The organism is Pseudomonas sp. R2-37-08W, from assembly GCF_003851705.1.
Taxonomy (GTDB): Bacteria; Pseudomonadota; Gammaproteobacteria; order Pseudomonadales; family Pseudomonadaceae; genus Aquipseudomonas.
Map to the genome: position 1 here is coordinate 3852487 of NZ_CP027728.1, position 16648 is coordinate 3869134.

13 protein-coding genes are annotated in these 16648 nt (G+C 61.5%); 2 read left to right on the top strand and 11 right to left on the bottom strand.

What is annotated here, in order from left to right; genetic code table 11:
• Positions 1-74: 74 nt before the first annotated feature.
• Complete coding sequence (locus tag C4J93_RS17770; protein WP_256660090.1) at positions 75-884, top strand: hypothetical protein; 810 nt, start codon at positions 75-77, stop codon at positions 882-884.
• Positions 885-945: 61 nt separating this feature from the next.
• Here the strand turns inward: C4J93_RS17770 and C4J93_RS17775 are convergent, their stop codons facing one another.
• The 3 genes from C4J93_RS17775 to C4J93_RS17785 all read right to left on the bottom strand — a co-directional run bounded on the left by C4J93_RS17775 (position 946) and on the right by C4J93_RS17785 (position 3634).
• Positions 946-1179, bottom strand: a complete 234-nt coding sequence (locus C4J93_RS17775) for a hypothetical protein (protein ID WP_124410399.1) — start codon at positions 1177-1179, stop codon at positions 946-948.
• 148 nt (positions 1180-1327) lie between these two features.
• Entirely contained in the window at positions 1328-2044 is a 717-nt protein-coding gene (locus C4J93_RS17780) for a hypothetical protein (protein WP_124430088.1), read from the bottom strand.
• Between the two features lie 135 nt (positions 2045-2179).
• Positions 2180-3634: an MFS transporter gene (locus C4J93_RS17785; protein ID WP_124430089.1), complete on the bottom strand. Its 1455-nt coding sequence runs from the start codon at positions 3632-3634 to the stop codon at positions 2180-2182.
• A gap of 133 nt (positions 3635-3767) precedes the next feature.
• Between C4J93_RS17785 and C4J93_RS17790 the strand changes: the two genes are divergently transcribed.
• Entirely contained in the window at positions 3768-5534 is a 1767-nt protein-coding gene (locus tag C4J93_RS17790) for a S8/S53 family peptidase (protein WP_124430090.1), read from the top strand.
• A 79-nt stretch (positions 5535-5613) separates the two neighbouring features.
• On the opposite strand, the gene gabP is transcribed toward C4J93_RS17790, so the two are convergent.
• The 8 genes from gabP to C4J93_RS17830 all read right to left on the bottom strand — a co-directional run bounded on the left by gabP (position 5614) and on the right by C4J93_RS17830 (position 16632).
• Positions 5614-7020 (bottom strand): GABA permease, encoded by a 1407-nt coding sequence (gabP, locus tag C4J93_RS17795; protein ID WP_124430091.1) that lies wholly within the window; start codon positions 7018-7020, stop codon positions 5614-5616.
• 180 nt (positions 7021-7200) lie between these two features.
• Positions 7201-9795 carry a hypothetical protein gene (locus tag C4J93_RS17800; RefSeq protein ID WP_124430092.1) on the bottom strand — a complete coding sequence of 865 codons (2595 nt, stop codon included), beginning with the start codon at positions 9793-9795 and terminating at the stop codon, positions 7201-7203.
• A gap of 44 nt (positions 9796-9839) precedes the next feature.
• Positions 9840-10190 (bottom strand): type III secretion apparatus InvB, encoded by a 351-nt coding sequence (locus tag C4J93_RS17805; protein WP_177413538.1) that lies wholly within the window; start codon positions 10188-10190, stop codon positions 9840-9842.
• Positions 10191-10401: 211 nt separating this feature from the next.
• Positions 10402-12135, bottom strand: a complete 1734-nt coding sequence (locus C4J93_RS17810; protein WP_124430094.1) for an OPT family oligopeptide transporter — start codon at positions 12133-12135, stop codon at positions 10402-10404.
• A gap of 84 nt (positions 12136-12219) precedes the next feature.
• Entirely contained in the window at positions 12220-12846 is a 627-nt protein-coding gene (locus C4J93_RS17815) for a glutathione S-transferase family protein (protein WP_124430095.1), read from the bottom strand.
• A 68-nt stretch (positions 12847-12914) separates the two neighbouring features.
• Positions 12915-14972, bottom strand: a complete 2058-nt coding sequence (locus C4J93_RS17820) for a methyl-accepting chemotaxis protein (protein ID WP_124430096.1) — start codon at positions 14970-14972, stop codon at positions 12915-12917.
• 240 nt (positions 14973-15212) lie between these two features.
• Entirely contained in the window at positions 15213-15908 is a 696-nt protein-coding gene (locus C4J93_RS17825) for a tRNA (adenine(22)-N(1))-methyltransferase TrmK (protein ID WP_124430097.1), read from the bottom strand.
• Positions 15909-15921: 13 nt separating this feature from the next.
• Positions 15922-16632, bottom strand: coding sequence for a FadR/GntR family transcriptional regulator (locus C4J93_RS17830; protein WP_124367735.1), 711 nt, complete (start codon positions 16630-16632; stop codon positions 15922-15924).
• Between the last annotated feature and the right edge of the window lie 16 nt (positions 16633-16648).

Here is a 16648-nt window from a genome sequence, read left to right on the forward strand (position 1 = left end):
GTTCAGTGCCACGCCGAAGTTGTGTAGATACCTATGCTAGCTTGGGCGCAGCATACGGCTGGATCGGAATCCCCATGGACCGCCACCCAATCAACACCGCCTCGCCCAGACTGGGAAATGGGCGTTTTATTATGATTTTTACTGAGATCTTAGAGCAGCCAATGACCGCCGAAATCGAAAAGTACCTGCAGATCAACGCCGAGATCGAGCGAACCTATAAACAAACAGTGCGCAGCAACCGCAAGCAAAGTCAGGCTGGCAAGGACGCTCGGCTCGACAGAGGTTACTTCTGGTTCGCCCTGGTCGGTCCGTCGATTCTGTCGATACCGCTGACCATCATTGGCAAGTGGACTCAAGCCTACTGGCTGTACAACGTAAGTTGGGGGTTGATCGCGATATCTTACCTGGCGATGTTTTTCTACCCACTGGTGGGGGTTTTGCTCTACCGCCACTCGCTGATAAAAATCTTCACCGCGCCGTTCGCCAATCTGCTGGAGTGGAACGTCAAAACCCTTATGCAAGTGGAGGCACGTTATTTACCGGAACTGGCAGCCCTCTCGCGCGAGACGCTGAAACTCGGTGCGCTGGAACTTAAAAGCGAACGCGACAGCCTGGAAAGACGCACGCACATGGTGACGGGCGCGCTGGAGAAGGTCGGTATTCTCCCGGGTTTGCTGGCGCTCGCCGTAGCCCTTTCAAGCCTGGACACTATGCTGGCCAGCGTCGGCATTACTGCGCATACGGAATGGTTATTGGCGATAGCAGCGACAAATACTTTTTTCTTCGTATTGTGCTGCTATGTGCAATTCATGATCGTGCGCTACGAGCGCATGATCGCCCTCACCGAGCTGGCCGTGGACTGTAAGGATTGGCAAGCAAAGTGAGCGTTGCCTTGAACCGGGCCCTGCTGGCGAAAACACAACTGGCATCAGGACCGACTTACCCTCAGCCCTTCAACTCACTGGCCCGATTGCTCGCCGCATCATCGTAAGCCACATATAACGACTCGGCGATTTGGCTCTTGATCGCCTTGCTGGATTCCAGGCCCAACACAAAACCCTCGGCTTTGCCGCCCGCACGGTTGAGTTCTTCGTGGGTGGAAGCGCCGGTGATGGCGTCGAGGAGTTTTGCAGCAACGGGGCCGACGCCTTTGGGCAGGGAGATTTGGTCGATGGACATGGCGGTACCTTTAAAAAATGAACGGTAGCGCATAGATCACTGCCGGGATGGGCATGGTAGACCAGCTGGCAAGGAAAGGGGCTACTTTGCGCCGAAAGTGGCTAAATACCTGCCCCTCTCGCTCAGCCTCACACAACTCATTGCGCCGTTAGTACGCCTGCCCCGCACGCCGCGCATACATCGCCCGCTCCGTCTCCGCCGTGGCTCGCTCACCTTTGTAGGTCAGTTGAATGATAAAGAACCGTTCCCTGCCACCCTTCACATCCGAGGGGTCATAGGTTCTGAACAACGGCGCCAGATCAATGGTCTTGGCGAAATTTTCGTTGGTCAGGCTGTAGTAGCCCATGCCGCTGCCGGACCAGGGCGAGCCGGCGTCTGTCATGTCGATGGCGGCGTTGCGGAAGGTCACCGCGGCCGTTTTCAAATCAGCGGAGCCATTGAGCAGTTCGGTGAGCCGCTTGATATTCGCGTCGCTCAGCTGACCGGCCTTGTCGATGACTTTCAGGCGGCCATCGGCTTCGACGGTAAAACCATAATCGGTTCTGGCCAGGTCGGGCGCGGTGCTCTTAAGGGTGGATGCGAACGCGGTGAAGGCGCTTTTGAGCACCGCCTGGGCACTATGGAAGCGGTCGACGAAGCGAGGAAATTCCGGTGATTCGGAGCGGCCGACCCACACGTCGGTCACCTGCGGTGGCTCGCTCGCGGTTTGGGCGGCTTCGCTGGGATGATAGACCGCAGCCGGCCCGGCATTTGCCAAGGATTGCTTGGCTGCCTCCGGCAATGCCTGGGGCGTCAGTTTCTGCTCGGAAGGCGCAAGTCGGATATTGGCAGGGGCTATAGTGGCAGCGCTGATGGAGAGTGTCATTTCAATCGGTCCATGATCGGCGGGTTCATGGAGGTTATCGACGTGAAAGGCTCGATCTTTAGGCCCGCTGGGGACGTAAACAACCGTCGTTGAACCTCGAGCACCAACGGCCTGGGCGCGCTCACCTGCCTGCCTTCATTCAGCCGCCTGCGACAACGGCCGCGCCACCTGCTCCAGCGCCTTGCGCTCCGCCGCCACGCCCCAGATCGCCTGCACCAGGGCAGCCACGCACATCAACGCCGCGCCGATCAAATACCCCACGAACAGACTCCCGCGCTGTTGCGTCTGTATCAACTGCCCGAACAAGGTCGGCCCGATGATCCCGCCCAGCCCCGTGCCGAACGCATAGAACACTGCAATCGCCAGCGCGCGTATCTCCAGCGGAAAGGTCTCCGCCACGGTCAGGTACGCCGAACTCGCCGCCGCCGAGGCGAAGAAGAAAATCACCATCCACGCCACGGCTTGCTCGGTCACGTCGAACCAGCCTTGCTGGAACGCATAGCCACTGAGCGCCAGCAGCACGCCGGAGGTGGCGTAGGTGAAGCTGATCATCACGCGCCGGCCGATCACGTCAAACAACCGCCCCAGCAGCAGCGGCCCGCAGAAGTTGCCGAGGGCGAGCGGCAAGACGTACCAGCCGACGCGCTCGGCGGGCACGTCGTAGAAGTCGGTGAGCACCAGCGCGTAGGTGAAGAAGATCGCGTTGTAGAAGAAGGCCTGGGCGGTGAGCAATGTCATGCCGACCAGGGCGCGACGGCGAAAGCTGACGAACAGGGTGTGGAAAATCTCCGCCAGCGGTGTGTGGTCGCGCGCGTGCAGCCGCAACGCTGGGCCGCTCACCGGCGCCAGTGCGTGGCCTTGTTCGCGCAGGCGCGCTTCGATGCCGTCGACGATGCGCCGCGCTTCGTCGTGTTGGCCATGGATCAACAACCAGCGCGGGCTTTCCGGCAGCCACAGGCGCATCACCAGGATGATCAGGCCCAGCGCGGCACCGATGCCGAAGCACAGGCGCCAGCCGAGGTCGCCACCCACGACCTGCGGGTCGAGCAACACGATGGCGCCACCGGCCCCTAGGGCTGCGCCTAGCCAGAAGGTGCCGTTGATGGTCAGGTCGACCCAGCCGCGATAGCGCGCCGGGGTGAATTCCTGGATGGTCGAGTTGATTGCGGTGTATTCGCCGCCGATGCCCATGCCGGTCAGGAAGCGGAACAGCAGGAAGGTTTCCAGGTTGAAGGAGAACGCCGTGGCTGCGGTGGCGCCCACGTAGAGCCACAGGGTGATGAAGAACAGTTTGCGTCGCCCCAGACGGTCGGTGAGCCAGCCGAACAGCAGCGCACCCAGCACGGCACCGGCGATGTAGACGCCACCGGCAAGGCCAATGTCGAGGTTGCTGAAGTTCAGGCCGGTGCTGCTTTTCAGCGCGCCGGACACCGAGCCGGCCAAGGTCACTTCCAGGCCGTCGAGCAACCAGGTGATCCCGAGGGCGAACACCAGCAAGGTGTGGAAGCGGCCCCAGGGCAAGCGGTCCAGGCGCGCGGGCAGGTCGGTCTCGAACAGCGTGGCAGGGGTGTTTGAGTGTGGCTGGGTCATTGTCACATCCGTCCATGTGCACTGCCTCGTCCAGTTAGGAGTGAGGCTTGGGCGAGGGAGTTCAACGTGGTCGCGCTGAACGAACGGCGAGTGGGTGGAGTCGCAGTATCAGGCCCCGGCAAGGAACCCACTGATGCCTCTGAATAACGCTGCCCTCGCGATGCTGCTCACCCTGGCCGCCAGCACGGCGGCCATGGCCCAGGAGCCGCTGCGACTGGAAAACCTGAAACGCTGCGGCGACCTGCTGCAAAGCCCGGAGCAGGATTGGTGCCTGAGTGTGCACGGGCTGGGTGAAGCAACGCCGCAGGTGAAACTGGCGGGCAAGGCGCTGCCGGCGCAGACGCTCCAGCGCGACGGCGACCAGTTGCGCCTGCGCCTGGACAGCACGCACTACCAGAGCGGTCCGCTGTGGCTCGAAGACGGCCCGCGCGCCAGCAACGCGGCCTGGCTGACCCTGCGCAATAGCCATGTCGTCGCCGCCGGGCCCAGCGAAGTGGCGAAGAACATGGACGGCCTGACCACCTATGTCGACCTCGTCAGCGTGCTGATCGAGGAAGACCATGATGGCCGCCAGGAAGCCGAGCGCATCGCGCGCAAATACGGCGCGAGCGTGGTCGGCAGCATCGCGCCGCTGAACCTGTTCCAACTGCGCCTGCCGGCCACCGACCTGCTGCAGCGCGACGCCTTGGTGCTACGCCTGGGCAGCGAGACCAGCGTGGATGCGGTGGTGATCGAAGAATCCGCCGCCGAAGAAACCGAGCACGCCGCCACGCGCCACGAAAAACCGAAGAAGCCATCGCCCGACTCCGATGAATGGGCAGCCAACCGCTTTCTCGATGCGGTGGCCTATTATCAGCGGCGCATCCCGGGCCAACACACACCTATCACGCCGCAACCGGTGCGCATCGGCCTGATCGAGCGCGGCGTGGATTTCGACACTGCGGATTTCGCTGACTACCTCGGCGCCTGCGCCCCCAGGCGCACCTGCGTCTACGCCCGCGATACGGGTGCGGCGAGCGGCCATGGCACCACCGTCGCCGGCATCCTCGCGGCAGGCTGGGACAACGGCGGCAACACCGGTTTTTTACGTGGGCTGGACAAGGCCAGCGGTGGCTTTGACGTGATTGTCGAGCGCAACTCCGATGCCGGCATCACGGCCAACATCGCCGCCTCGGTCAACCTCGTGGAGGACGGGGTGCGCGTGCTCAACTGGAGCTGGGGCATTCATCGCGTCGGAACCAAGGACGTCAATGGCAATGACGTCGACTCGCTGGTGCGCTCGGGAATTGCCATGAGTGGCTACGAAGAATTGCTCGAAGAGTTCTTCCTGTGGCTGCGCAAGGAGCACCCCGATGTGATTGTGGTGAACTCCGCCGGTAACGGTTCGGCATTCTCTGGCAGCGACGAGTACCGCCTGCCCTCCTCCTTCATCACCGAGCAGTTGCTGGTGGTGGGCGGACACCAGCGTAACGTGCGTGGCGGCGTTGCCGTCGATGACCCAGCCTATGCCCTTACACGCAGCTCCTCGAACGTGGACATGCGCGTCGACATCACCGCTGCCGCCTGCGCCCACGCGTCCACGCCCGACGCCGGCCAGGAAGGCGCCGTGCATTGCGGCACCTCCTACGCCACGCCGATGGTCGCAGGCTTGCTGGCGGCGATGCTGTCGATCAACCCGCAACTGCAACCCGAACAGCTGCGCATGCTGTTGCGCCGCAGCGCCATGGCGATCGGCGAGAACCACGACTTCGAACGCAGCGACGCCCAGGACCTCACCGCGCCGATCCTTCCGTCGGAGCGCAACTACCTGCTCAACGATAAGGATGTCGGGCGCTCGGCTCGGTTGGATATGCAGAAGGCGCTGGACCTGGCGGTGCAAAGCCGGACGCGGGTGCGCTGAACCGCACCTGATCGTTCCCACGCTCTGCGTGGGAATGCCTCCTGGGACGCTCCGCGTCCCGCCTACTGCGCACAGATGATCAGGAATGCTCCAGCGCCACCGGTTTGACCGCCTGCCCCTGCTGACGCGAAGTGACCAGGCCGATAAAGGAGATTACCAGGGCCAGGCCAATCGTCGAGGACACTTCGGTGCGATGTTCCGGCGTCACCATCATCACGGCCAGCGCCGCGCAGATGAACACGATGACCAGATAAGTCAGCCAGGGAAACAGCCACATGCGAAAGGTCAGCTCGACGTTCTGCTTGAGGAGCAGCCGACGCATGCGCAGTTGCGAGATGGCGATGACCAGATACACCAGCAACGCGATGGCACCGGAACTGGCCAGCAGAAACTGGAACAGCCCGGCGGGCATGAAGTAACTCAGCAGCGTCACTCCCGCACCCAGGATGGTGCTGGCGATCACCGCCGCCCTGGGCACGCCCGCCGCTGAAGTGCGTTTAAGGGCGCGTGGCGCATCGCCGCGTTTACCCAGGGAGAACAGCATGCGCGAGGAGATGTAGATCGAGGAGTTCATGCAACTGGCCACGGCGATCAATACCACCAGGTCGACCATGAACTTGGCGTTGGGAATGTTCATCAACTCCAGCGCGCGTTGGTAAGAGCCCACGGACGCCAGCAGGGGATCGTTCCACGGCACCACGGAAATAACGATCGAGATCGACAACAGGTAAAACACGCCGATGCGCCAGATCACCGAGCGGGTCGCCTTGGCGATGTTCTGCGCCGGGTTGCTCGATTCGGCCGCGGCGATGGTCACCGCCTCGGTACCGATGAAACTGAACATGATGGTGATGAATGCCCCCACCACGGCCGACAGGCCATTGGGTGCAAAGCCGCCGTGCTCTTGCATCAAGCGGCTCAAGCCGCTGGCTTCACGATCCGGAATCCAGCCCATCAGCACGCTGAACCCCAGGCCGATGAAACCGATGATGGCGATGACCTTGGCCATCGCGAACCAGAACTCGAACTCGCCATATTTGGCAACGCTGAACAGGTTGGTGATCACCAGCAAAATGATCGACAACAACGCAAACAACCATGCATCGACCTGAGGAAACCACTGATTGAGCACATGCCCGGCAGCCAGCGCCTCGATCGGAATCACCAACACCCAGAACCACCAATACAACCAGCCGATGGTGAAGCCTGCCCAACGGCCAATGGCCTGGTCGGCATAGGTGGAAAACGAGCCGGTGTCGGGGCGCGCCACCGCCATCTCCCCGAGCATGCGCATCACCAGCACCACCAGCAGGCCGGAGCACAGATAAGCCAGCAACACCGCCGGCCCCGCCGCCGCGATGGCATGCCCGGAACCGACAAACAACCCCGCGCCGATGATGCCTGCGATGGACAACATGGTGACGTGACGCGGCTTGAAACCCTGCGCCAGCTGAGCGTTGGAATCGTTGGAGTTGAGACTATTCATTGTTGTTGTGGTTCTCGGGCGACCAATACCCCTCACCTTAAGTGCGCAGGACAAAGCCAAAGTAGCCTGAGCGCGGCATCATCGTGTCTGATCTCGACATCGGCCAATCGACTGCAACGTTTGAGGGCACAGCATGTGCACCGGGCAATCAATGGGGGCGCATGAGTGCCCGACAGCCCATCACGCTGCTGTACTGGACTTGAATAGCTCGCTCATGAGGCCAGTTGCCGCCCCATGCCCGAAGACATCAGCGGAATCACGCTGGGAAGGATCCAGTGTGCCTTCGGCTCTGATGCTTTGCCCGGTATAAACCAACGTTCCTTCCAGCACTTCGACCGCGCTGTGATAACCCAAGCCGACCAAAAATGCACCCGCCCCTGCCGCACGCGCATAGCGCTGGTCCTGCTCGGCCGGCGCCAAGACCGACATAGGCATGATGGTTCCACCGTCTTGAGCGCGCGGACCATCGGGCAGCGCACCCACGTATTGATCGTGTGCGCTTACGCCGCGCAGCATGTCCCAAGCCTGTAAAATCTCGGACGGCGACGCTGACATATGCCCGACAAGCGGCTCGGTCGTTTCTTTGACACGGGCCGTCCCAATGTCAAAAACCGCCCAGCGATTGTCAGGAATACGTTCAGATGCAGGGACATTGAGTGCCTTATCCGCTTCCAGCCCGCTGTTATGTACGCCTGCTCGAAAAGGCATGTCGGCCGGCGAATTGAACGAACGGACCTTTCGTTCAGCGCGTTTATCCGGGCCGACAACCGCAGAGCCGCCTTGCTCACGCAAGCGCTGGATGGCGACAGTATCCGGCACCTCCAGCCCCTGGGCTTTGAGCAGATGGTTGAGAGCTGTCATCAGCCCCTCGTCTGCATTGGCGGGGGTGGTGTAAAACCCGCCGATATCGCCCATCAGTGCGATAACTACCGCTCTATCGGTGGCGCTCGCAGCCACGCTGCCCGTTGCCGCCTGCGCGCCTGCGGCTCGCGCCAATGCTGCAAGCAAGTCATCCGTCGTTTTTCCAGCCAGCAGCCGCCCTTCCCCCAACAAATGAGCACCCATCATTTTCTGATGTTCTGCGCTCAGGTTCGAGACCACGCGATGCAACACCTTGGCTGCCGCCGCAAGCTCTCCGGTCAGGATGTCACTGGGCTTGTAAAGCACGCTTCTCGCCGCGACGGTCTGTGCGAAGGCCAACTCTTTGGTGGTCGCCCGGGAAGCCTGTCGCGCCGGGTCGCCATGGGTGATTTGCAGGTGAGCGGCGTCCTTGGCCTTAAGCACATCATTAAAGGCAGCGGCATCTTTCGCGGCATTTTCCAGGGCGTGATAATTCATGAAAAGCTTATCGCCAATATGCTCGAACCCGGGTCTACCCGAAAAATCCTCAAGCAATTTATGCTGGACCTTCGGATGCGTCAGCGCGTATGAAATTTCATCCATCGAGTGCCCACCATCCACGTAAATGAACAGCAAGGCCTGGATGGCCAAATAGGTTTCAAGGTCGTCAGGGTGTGTATCGGCATGCACGGCTTTGCAAGCACGTACCGCCCCCTGTTCAATCACGATTGAACCCGACGGCCCGTTGACGTAAGTCCCTGTGCCTTTTTCAAAAAGCGTCTTCATATAAGAACCGGGTTGGGATGCATCAGGATGTTCAGGATCCTGCATCTCAAGCCTGTCGGGGCAACGGGTGCTGGCGCTGGCTAACAACTGGTTCTTGTAGTCATTTTCATACGTAATATTAAAAGGTTCGTTCAGGCGCAAATCCCTGGGCGCCGCGTCGATGTTTCGCAAAATACCGACGTTATAACTGTCTGCCTGCCTGAACAGGTTGCCTTCTCGGGCATTGAGTTCTATACGGCCTTTGCCCGGTGCCCTGATGGGATCAAACACACCGTCCCAATGACCTGCCGGGAGTTTTGCCTCGGCATCCGGTTCATTTTTCAGCGCGTAGCTCAAATATCGGTGTTTGTAGATATCAAACAAGGCCGCTCTGGCCTCGGGTGAAATATTCAAGGTTTCCAAGGTTTTCTCGGCACGCGTGTAGAAACCCTGAAGCTGATCCAAACCGACGATGCGGGTGTCGAAACTCTGATTTTTCCAAGCGGCCTCATATTTCTCGAACAACGGTGCGCTGACATAGTTGTCCTTGATGTAATTCACCTGGTTGTTTGAGATAGCGCAGAAGGTTTTATAAATGTCCGGCGAGCGGAAGTAATCCTGCAACGCATGTTTGGCATAGTAGCTCTCGAATGCACGCCGTACCGGGTCGTTGACCATTTTCAGCTTCATCGCACCGTCAGCAGCTTGCGCTGAGCCGTTGACGACCAGCTTGACCAGCTCTGCTTTACGCTGATCAGGATCGTGGATACTGCGCAGTCGAGTGAGAATTTTCTGAGTTTGGGTTTCAGTCGGCCCCGCCATCCTGAACCTGTTCAACCCCAGGCTCAGCGCACCATCCTTGATTAGCGCCTTGCCCGGCAAGATACGGTCCTGAGAGTATTTTTCAACGATATCACTGGTGATAACGGCGTTATAAATGGCGCCATTTCTGATTTGCGCGGGCTGCGCGTCGCCGTAGAGAAAACTGACCGGGCGCGCCTGCCCCTCAGCGTTGAGCGTGACTGTGGGCACTGCGTTCGACTGCAGTTCAATTGGCTTGTTTTTCAGGTAATCGAAGTTCTTCACGAACTCGACATTCTTCAAGTTGCTGTCAGGGTCAGACGCTAGCTCGGCCGACGCTCTTAAAACGGTAGTATTGTTAATCGGCACAGTGTTCACTCCCATTGGATAAGATAACTAACGTCGGACGATGCTTACTTGAAAATGCCGTGCAGCGATATCATCAGCCTGAAAAACCCATCCAACGCCCCCTGCAGATGTGTGGCTGAACCACTACACATATCATCCAGCAAAGCCTTGACTTCGTAACCACGTAGACCTTTACCCAACACGGCCTGGCCCGTGACTACCGATGGCAATGGGTATTGCAGTGCAAGCAGCAGTTTTTCTGCATGAGTATTCAGCGTGGCGCCGTTCAAGGTATTTAACTCACTCCACATCCACACCCTGTGATGATCAGCAGTCAGCATGATCGGGCTGATAGTTTTAAAGTTAAGTACAATCGACGAGTGACGATCAAAGTGCCCTATTTGTTCTTGGGGCACGCCAAAATCCAATAAAGTCTCGCGTAGTATTTTCGATATATCAGAATTCACAGCCTATGCCCTCAAGCGTCAGCCACTGTGCCTCAAGCGGTTATAATCGACCTTCCTGAATTATCCAGATGCCCCCTTTCAATGCATGTAAGAGGGGCGGACTATGAGTGGCGAACGTCCACGAACAGTTCCACCTGGCAAATCACGCACCGTTCGTGCGTCAACCCGCCTGCATCATCATCTGCCACAAGGAAGCCCCCACGCCGGTGATGCTCTCGCCGGCGATAAGCCCGGCCGCTGCGGTAATCGCAAAACGCTCGGTAAGGCTTGGCCAGCGGCAGCTGATCGCCCAGGTCACCACCGCCCCCAACGCCATCATCAGCGACACGGAGGCCGGCAATACAAACGCCAGTCCCAATGCCGCAGCGCTGGGCAGATAGCGGGCACGATCGACAGGCAACATGCTGTCGAGCACACCCAGCACTGCACCGATCAAGGCCGCGATGGCAATCGCCCAGCGAATGCTCGGCGACAGTGAGTTCAGCCCGTGGGTCAGGGTTTGCGCCACGGCTTTCCAGGTGGCCACGGCCGGCGCCGGCCATTGCTCGGTGAGCAGCATGCTCTGGGGGTCGGGGATCAGTGCCAGGTAGGCAAATACGCCGACGATGCTGCCGACGAAAATCCCCAGGATTTGCGCGATAACCTGCTTGTGTGGCGTGGCGCCAATCGCCTTGCCCACCTTGAAGTCGTTCATCAAGTCCGTGCATTGCCCGGCCGAACCGCCGGCCGTGTTGGCGCTCATCAGGTTGATCGGCACCTGCCCCGGCGCGGCGATGCCGAAGCTCAGTTGGGACAGCTGCCCGATTGCGCCAATCGGCGGTATACCAGTGGCCCCCACCACCCGCGCCGCCACGGCAGCCAGGCAGATTGCCAGGGGAATGGTCAACAGCGCCATCCACAGGTTGATACCGAACAACAGCGCCTGCAGGCTCACCACCAAGCCGATCGCCAGGATGAAGCCGGCGGCCGGGCCCGGCTTGGGCAGCGTCCACGGGGTGCCGCCGCCAGCCCGGGTGGAGCGGTGCAGCGCCCACAACCGAATCGCCAATGACGCCAGGGTGGAACACACCATCAGGCTCACCCCCGGCCACAGCAGCCATTCCACCAGCGCGGCGAATTGGGGGCCGCTGCTGCCAGCCGGAATGTTCACCAGCCCTTGCGCCAACAGCCATGGCCCCAGCCCGCCCCAGGCCAGCACGGCGCCGAGCAGCAAGGTCAGGCCGACGCGAATGCCGATGATGCCGCCGAACCCCAGTAACAGCAGCGAGGGGTCTGCGGTGAACGTCAGTCGCTCAAGCTGTGCGGTCGGCGACCAGCGCGGCAGCGCCCACAGGAAGGTATCCACCCACTTGACCAGCCCCGACAACATGGCGGCGCTGAGCAGCACTTTCAAGCGTGTCGCGGCTTCGCGCCCGTGGTTGTAGATATGCAGCAAGGTCTCCAGGGTGGCCATGCCTTCGGGAAACTTCAGCGCCTTGTCATTGAGCAATGAGGGCCGCAGGTACCACGCGATCCAGATCCCCAGGAAGCTCACCGAAAACACCCAGGCGATCATCGGGATCGCCTCCAGCTGGTTACCCGTGAGCAAGGTATAGGCCGGGATGGGCGCGACCAGCCCGCCGGAAATGATCGACGCGGCGGCCGAGGCGACGGTCTGGTTGATATTGCTTTCGTGCAGCGTCCACGGCACCGCCGCAGCAGAGCGTTTGGCCAGGCCCTGCCAGACCGCATAGCCAATCAGCAACGCGATGATCGACATGTTGAACGACCAGCCGATCTTCAGGCCCGCGTACACATTGGACGGGGTCAGCAGGATGCCGAGCAGGACCCCGGTGATGACTGCCCGCAGGCTGAGTTCGCGTTCTACGGGGAGGGTTGACGAGATGGGATGCATGCAGATTCCTTTCGACCAGAAGACAGCGCCACTGGTTAAGTGAGCGCTGCCTGGCGCAAAGGTTCAGCGGTCCTTCATGCGCCTCTATTTGGCGAACGCATACTCGCCGCCCTGCTCCACTGCCTTGCGATAAGCCGGTCGTTGCTGGAGCTTGTCTACCCATGCCGCCAGGTTCGGGTACGCCTGCAGCTTGCCCTGCGCCTTGGCAATCTCGCCGATAAAGCTCATCTGGATGTCCGCACCGGTCAGCTCGTTACCCACCAGGTACGGGGTTTGCCCGAGCACGTCATTCAGGTAGCCGAGGTAGTTGGCCAGCTCTGATTCAATGCGCGGATGCAGCGGTGCGCCGGCTTCACCCAGGCGCCCGACGTAGAGGTTGAGCATCAACGGCAGCATGGCCGAGCCCTCGGCGAAATGCAGCCACTGCACGTATTGGTCGTAGCTGGCGCTGGCCGGATCGGGTTGAAATTGACCGTTGCCGTGGCGGCGGATCAGGTAGTCGATGATGGCGGCCGATTCAATCAGTACACGGGAACCGTCCTCGATCACCGGCGATTTGCCCAGCGGGTGAATGGCCTTGAGCTCGGGAGGCGCGAGGTTGGTTTTCGGGTCGCGCTGGTAGCGCTTGATCTCGTAGGGCAGGCCCAGCTCTTCGAGCAACCAGAGGATGCGCTGGGAGCGCGAATTGTTGAGGTGGTGAACGGTAATCATAGGGGGGCAGCTCCGTTAGGGTTAAGGAGAAGACTACACGACGGCGGCAGAGTGCCCTGAATGGGCGCTCAGTCCAATCGAAACCGCGCCGTGTTAGCACTCAACGCCCGGCTGCCCTTGCTCAGGCTGTCGGCGGCCTGATTGACCGCCCGTGCGCCGTCGAGCAAGCGCCCGGCCGCCTGGTCCACCTGCTGGATATTGCCGCTCACCTCGTCGGCCGTCGTGGCCTGTTCTTCCACGGCGGCGGCGATTTGCGCCAGGGTGTCAGTGACGTTCTGCACGGCACCGGCGATTTCGCCGAGGCGCGTGCCCAGGCCGGTGACGGATTCGGCGTCACTGAGCGCCTGGTTGCAGGCGGCGCCCATCAGGCTGACGGCCTGGCTGACCGTGGCGCGCAGGCTGTCCACGGTGCTGGCGATCTGTGCGGTGGACGCCTGGGTGCGTTGCGACAGGCTGCGCACCTCATCGGCGACCACGGCAAATCCGCGGCCTTGCTCGCCGGCGCGGGCGGCTTCGATGGCGGCATTGAGGGCCAGCAGGTTGGTCTGCTCGGCGATGCCACGAATGGTGTCGACCACCGATTGAATCTGCTGGCCCTGTTGGCTGACTTGTTCCAGCGCGTTGGCGGTGTCGGTCAGGCGCTGGTTGAGTTGCTGGATGCTGGCCGTGGTGCGCTGGCTGTCGCGGCTGCTGTCCTCGGCGATACGCCGGGTCTGCTGGGCGCTGTCGGCAGCCTGCTCGCAACTTTTGGCGACCCCCAGGGAGGTGGCGGCCAATTGGGTGGCGGCTGCGGCAATCTGGCTGATCTGGTGTTGCTGGTCTTCGACTTCGGTGAGGGTGCTGCCCGATTGCGCGTTGAGAGTGAGCACGGTGGCGCCCAGCTGCTGGGTTTCATGATTGACGCCGAGCAGGCTGGCGCGCAGTTGCACCACGGCGACGTTGAGCGCCGTGCTGATGGCGGCCAGTTCGTCGCGCCCCTCCACCGCCACTTCGACGCGCAGGTTGCCGTCGCGCAAGGACTCGGCCAGCGTCGTGATGCCGCTGGCGCTGCGGCGGATCGACGCTTGCAGGCAGACGAACAGGTACAACGCCGCCAGCGCCAGCAGGCTGAACGTCGCCGCCACGGGGATGAAGTGCTGCAGCGAGCGCTCACGGTAGTAACTCAAGCGCGCGTCGAGCGAATGCAGCGACTGGCTGCGCAACGCGCCCAAGGCCGCGAGCATGGCGTCAACGCTTTGGTCGAACGCGGCGGTGTCGAGCTTGATGGTGCCGCCGAAGACGCCCTCGTCCAGGGTCTTCAGCTCGCTGTCCAGGCGTTGCAGGCTGGTTGCGTATTGCACCGTCCAAGGCTCGAGGCCTGGGTATTGCCTGGCTTTGAGCGCGCCTGCTGCCTTGACCAACTGGTCGCGCGCATCTCCGATGCGGCCGCGCAGGTCGCGCATCTGCAAACGGCTTTGCAGGGTGAACTGGCCCGAGGCGATCGAGGATTGGCCGACGCTGGCCGTGCGCCCGATACGCTCGATCAGGTCCGGGGTGTGCTGGCTGGAAATCTGCATCAATAGGTAGGTTTCCAGCCATGGATCGAGGATCAGGCCGGCATCCAGGGTGATCTGTTCGCGCAGCGATTGCATAGCGGTCAGGGCGGCGGTGAAGCGGTCATAGCCATCCGGCCACCAGCCGACGGTGCGCAGGGCCTGGGTGTCCATGCCCTTGACCGCTGCCTGCAAGGTGTCGAAGCGCGCCAGGGTATCAGCGCTGGCGTTATGGGTTCTGAGCGCGTCGCCCAGGGTTTGCAGGCCTTGTTGGATCACTGGGCTGCCAGCGTCGACCTTGTCCATTGCGGCCTGGGCGGCAGGGGTTGGCGTATGCAGGATGTCCAGGGCTTTCCAGCGGGCGGCCAGGTTGCGTTGGGCGGTCAGTTGCACATCGAGCGAGTCCAGCGCCAACAGTTGGCGCACACCGGACTGTTCGCTGGAGATCACCGCGAGCTTGTCGCGGTAATCCTGGCCGATCATCCACAGGCTCCCGGCCAGCGGCAGCATGAACAGGAAGAACAGCACCTGGAACTTGCGCGCGAAACCGAACCGTCCAAGCAGGCGGATACCCGGTGATAAAAGTCTTTGCATGCCCTGCAACTCCCCTGAACAAACTCAAGCTTCACAGCGTGTGAAATAACTAACGGCAAAATGCCATGTCATTGATTAGCAAGATATGGGCCGCAGGTTGAAACCTTGGCGATAGGCGTGATGGCACCGTGAAACCGGCCGGCGGTGCGCGAAAATGGGGCAAAAGCACTCAGTGGCGGGCACGCTCTGTAACCGCCGGGGACAAAAGTTTCGGGGGCGCTACGCTGTTCGCGGCGGCGTTCAGCCCAGCACATGGGTAATCCATTGGATTTGCTGGGCAATTTCTTGCCGTTTTGCTTGCGGCACCGACTGCCTGGCCTTCTCGAAACCGGCAAGCGTCTTGTGTTTCTCGCGCAGCAGGCGTTGCCATTTCGCCACGAACATCGGGGTGCGCGCCTGCAGGTGCAGCGGCCCGAAGTACAGCTGCTCATCGGTGTAGTTCACCAGCCCGCTGCGTTCGGCGACGATGATTTCGTAGTAGAAGCGGTTCTCATGCAGCAGCTCCTCGTGCAGGATTCGGTAGCCGTTGTCCATCAACCAGTGGCGCAACGGTTGCTCGCCGCCATTGGGTTGCAGGATCAGGCGTTCCTGGCCGCTCAACCGCGCTTTACCGCTGTCGAGGATGTCGCGGATCGTCTCGCCGCCCATGCCGCACAGGCTGACAGCGGTGATGGCGTCGTCCGGCTCGATGGCTGCCAGACCATCGGCCCGGCGTACGCGGATGCACTGCTCCAGGTCGTTGGCGCACACGGTGCGCTGGGCCGCGCGAAAGGGCGTGGCCGCGACCTCTCCCGCCACGGCCCCGGTAATGACGCCACGACGCATCAGCGCCACCGGCAGGTAAGCATGGTCCGAGCCGATATCAGCCAGGCGCGCGCCGACCGGCACCCATGCCGCCACGCGCTCCAGGCGCATGGACAATGTGTGTTCGTTCAACAGGGATTCCTTGTCATTCGCCGGAAAATCGATCCCGGCTATTGGTCAAATGCAGCACCATCGCCGCCCGCGCGGCATCCGGGTCCTGGCGCTTGAGCGCATTGAAGATCGCCTCATGCTCCAGATTCGCCAATTGCCCCAGCTTGGCAAAATCCGCGCCGCCGCGCTCGGCGCCCAGCACCAGGGCGCGGGGGATCATCGCGGTGCCCAGGTGCTGCATGATTTCGCTGAAAAACGTGTTGCCGGTGGCCTCGGCGATCAGTTGGTGAAAGCGCTTGTCTTCTTCCACGCAGCTGTCGTTGTTGGCCAGGGAGGCCTGGTAGTCGTCCAGCGCCTGACGCATGTGCGCCAGTTGCTCGTCAGTACGGCGCAGCGCGGCCAGCGCCACGGCTTGCACTTCCAGGCCCAGGCGCAACTCCAGCATGTTGCGCACGCTGGCGACCGTGTCCACATGCAGGCGCAAGCCTTGCTGGGGGTGTTGTGCCAGCACGAAGGTGCCGATGCCGTGGCGCGTCTCCACCAGGCCAGAGGCTTGCAGCTTGGAGATGGCTTCGCGCACCACCGTACGGCTGACCCCGTGCTCAAGCACGATGGTGGATTCGGACGGCAGTTTTTCACCGGGTTTGAGCTGCCCGAGCAGGATGCGCTGGGTCAGTGCGTCGACCACGCCCTGGGCCAGGTTGGTGGAGCGTTTGCGCACAGCGGGGGCGTTTTCAATGGGCATTGCCAGGTTCCACGGG

Coding starts and splice junctions, on each gene's coding strand:
- C4J93_RS17790 (WP_124430090.1), top strand. CDS start 3,768: ATGCCTCTGAATAACGCTGCCCTCGCGATGCTGCTCACCCTGGCCGCC.
- C4J93_RS17785 (WP_124430089.1), bottom strand. CDS start 3,634: ATGACCCAGCCACACTCAAACACCCCTGCCACGCTGTTCGAGACCGAC.
- C4J93_RS17830 (WP_124367735.1), bottom strand. CDS start 16,632: ATGCCCATTGAAAACGCCCCCGCTGTGCGCAAACGCTCCACCAACCTG.
- gabP (WP_124430091.1), bottom strand. CDS start 7,020: ATGAATAGTCTCAACTCCAACGATTCCAACGCTCAGCTGGCGCAGGGT.
- C4J93_RS17770 (WP_256660090.1), top strand. CDS start 75: ATGGACCGCCACCCAATCAACACCGCCTCGCCCAGACTGGGAAATGGG.
- C4J93_RS17810 (WP_124430094.1), bottom strand. CDS start 12,135: ATGCATCCCATCTCGTCAACCCTCCCCGTAGAACGCGAACTCAGCCTG.
- C4J93_RS17780 (WP_124430088.1), bottom strand. CDS start 2,044: ATGACACTCTCCATCAGCGCTGCCACTATAGCCCCTGCCAATATCCGA.
- C4J93_RS17820 (WP_124430096.1), bottom strand. CDS start 14,972: ATGCAAAGACTTTTATCACCGGGTATCCGCCTGCTTGGACGGTTCGGT.
- C4J93_RS17815 (WP_124430095.1), bottom strand. CDS start 12,846: ATGATTACCGTTCACCACCTCAACAATTCGCGCTCCCAGCGCATCCTC.
- C4J93_RS17775 (WP_124410399.1), bottom strand. CDS start 1,179: ATGTCCATCGACCAAATCTCCCTGCCCAAAGGCGTCGGCCCCGTTGCT.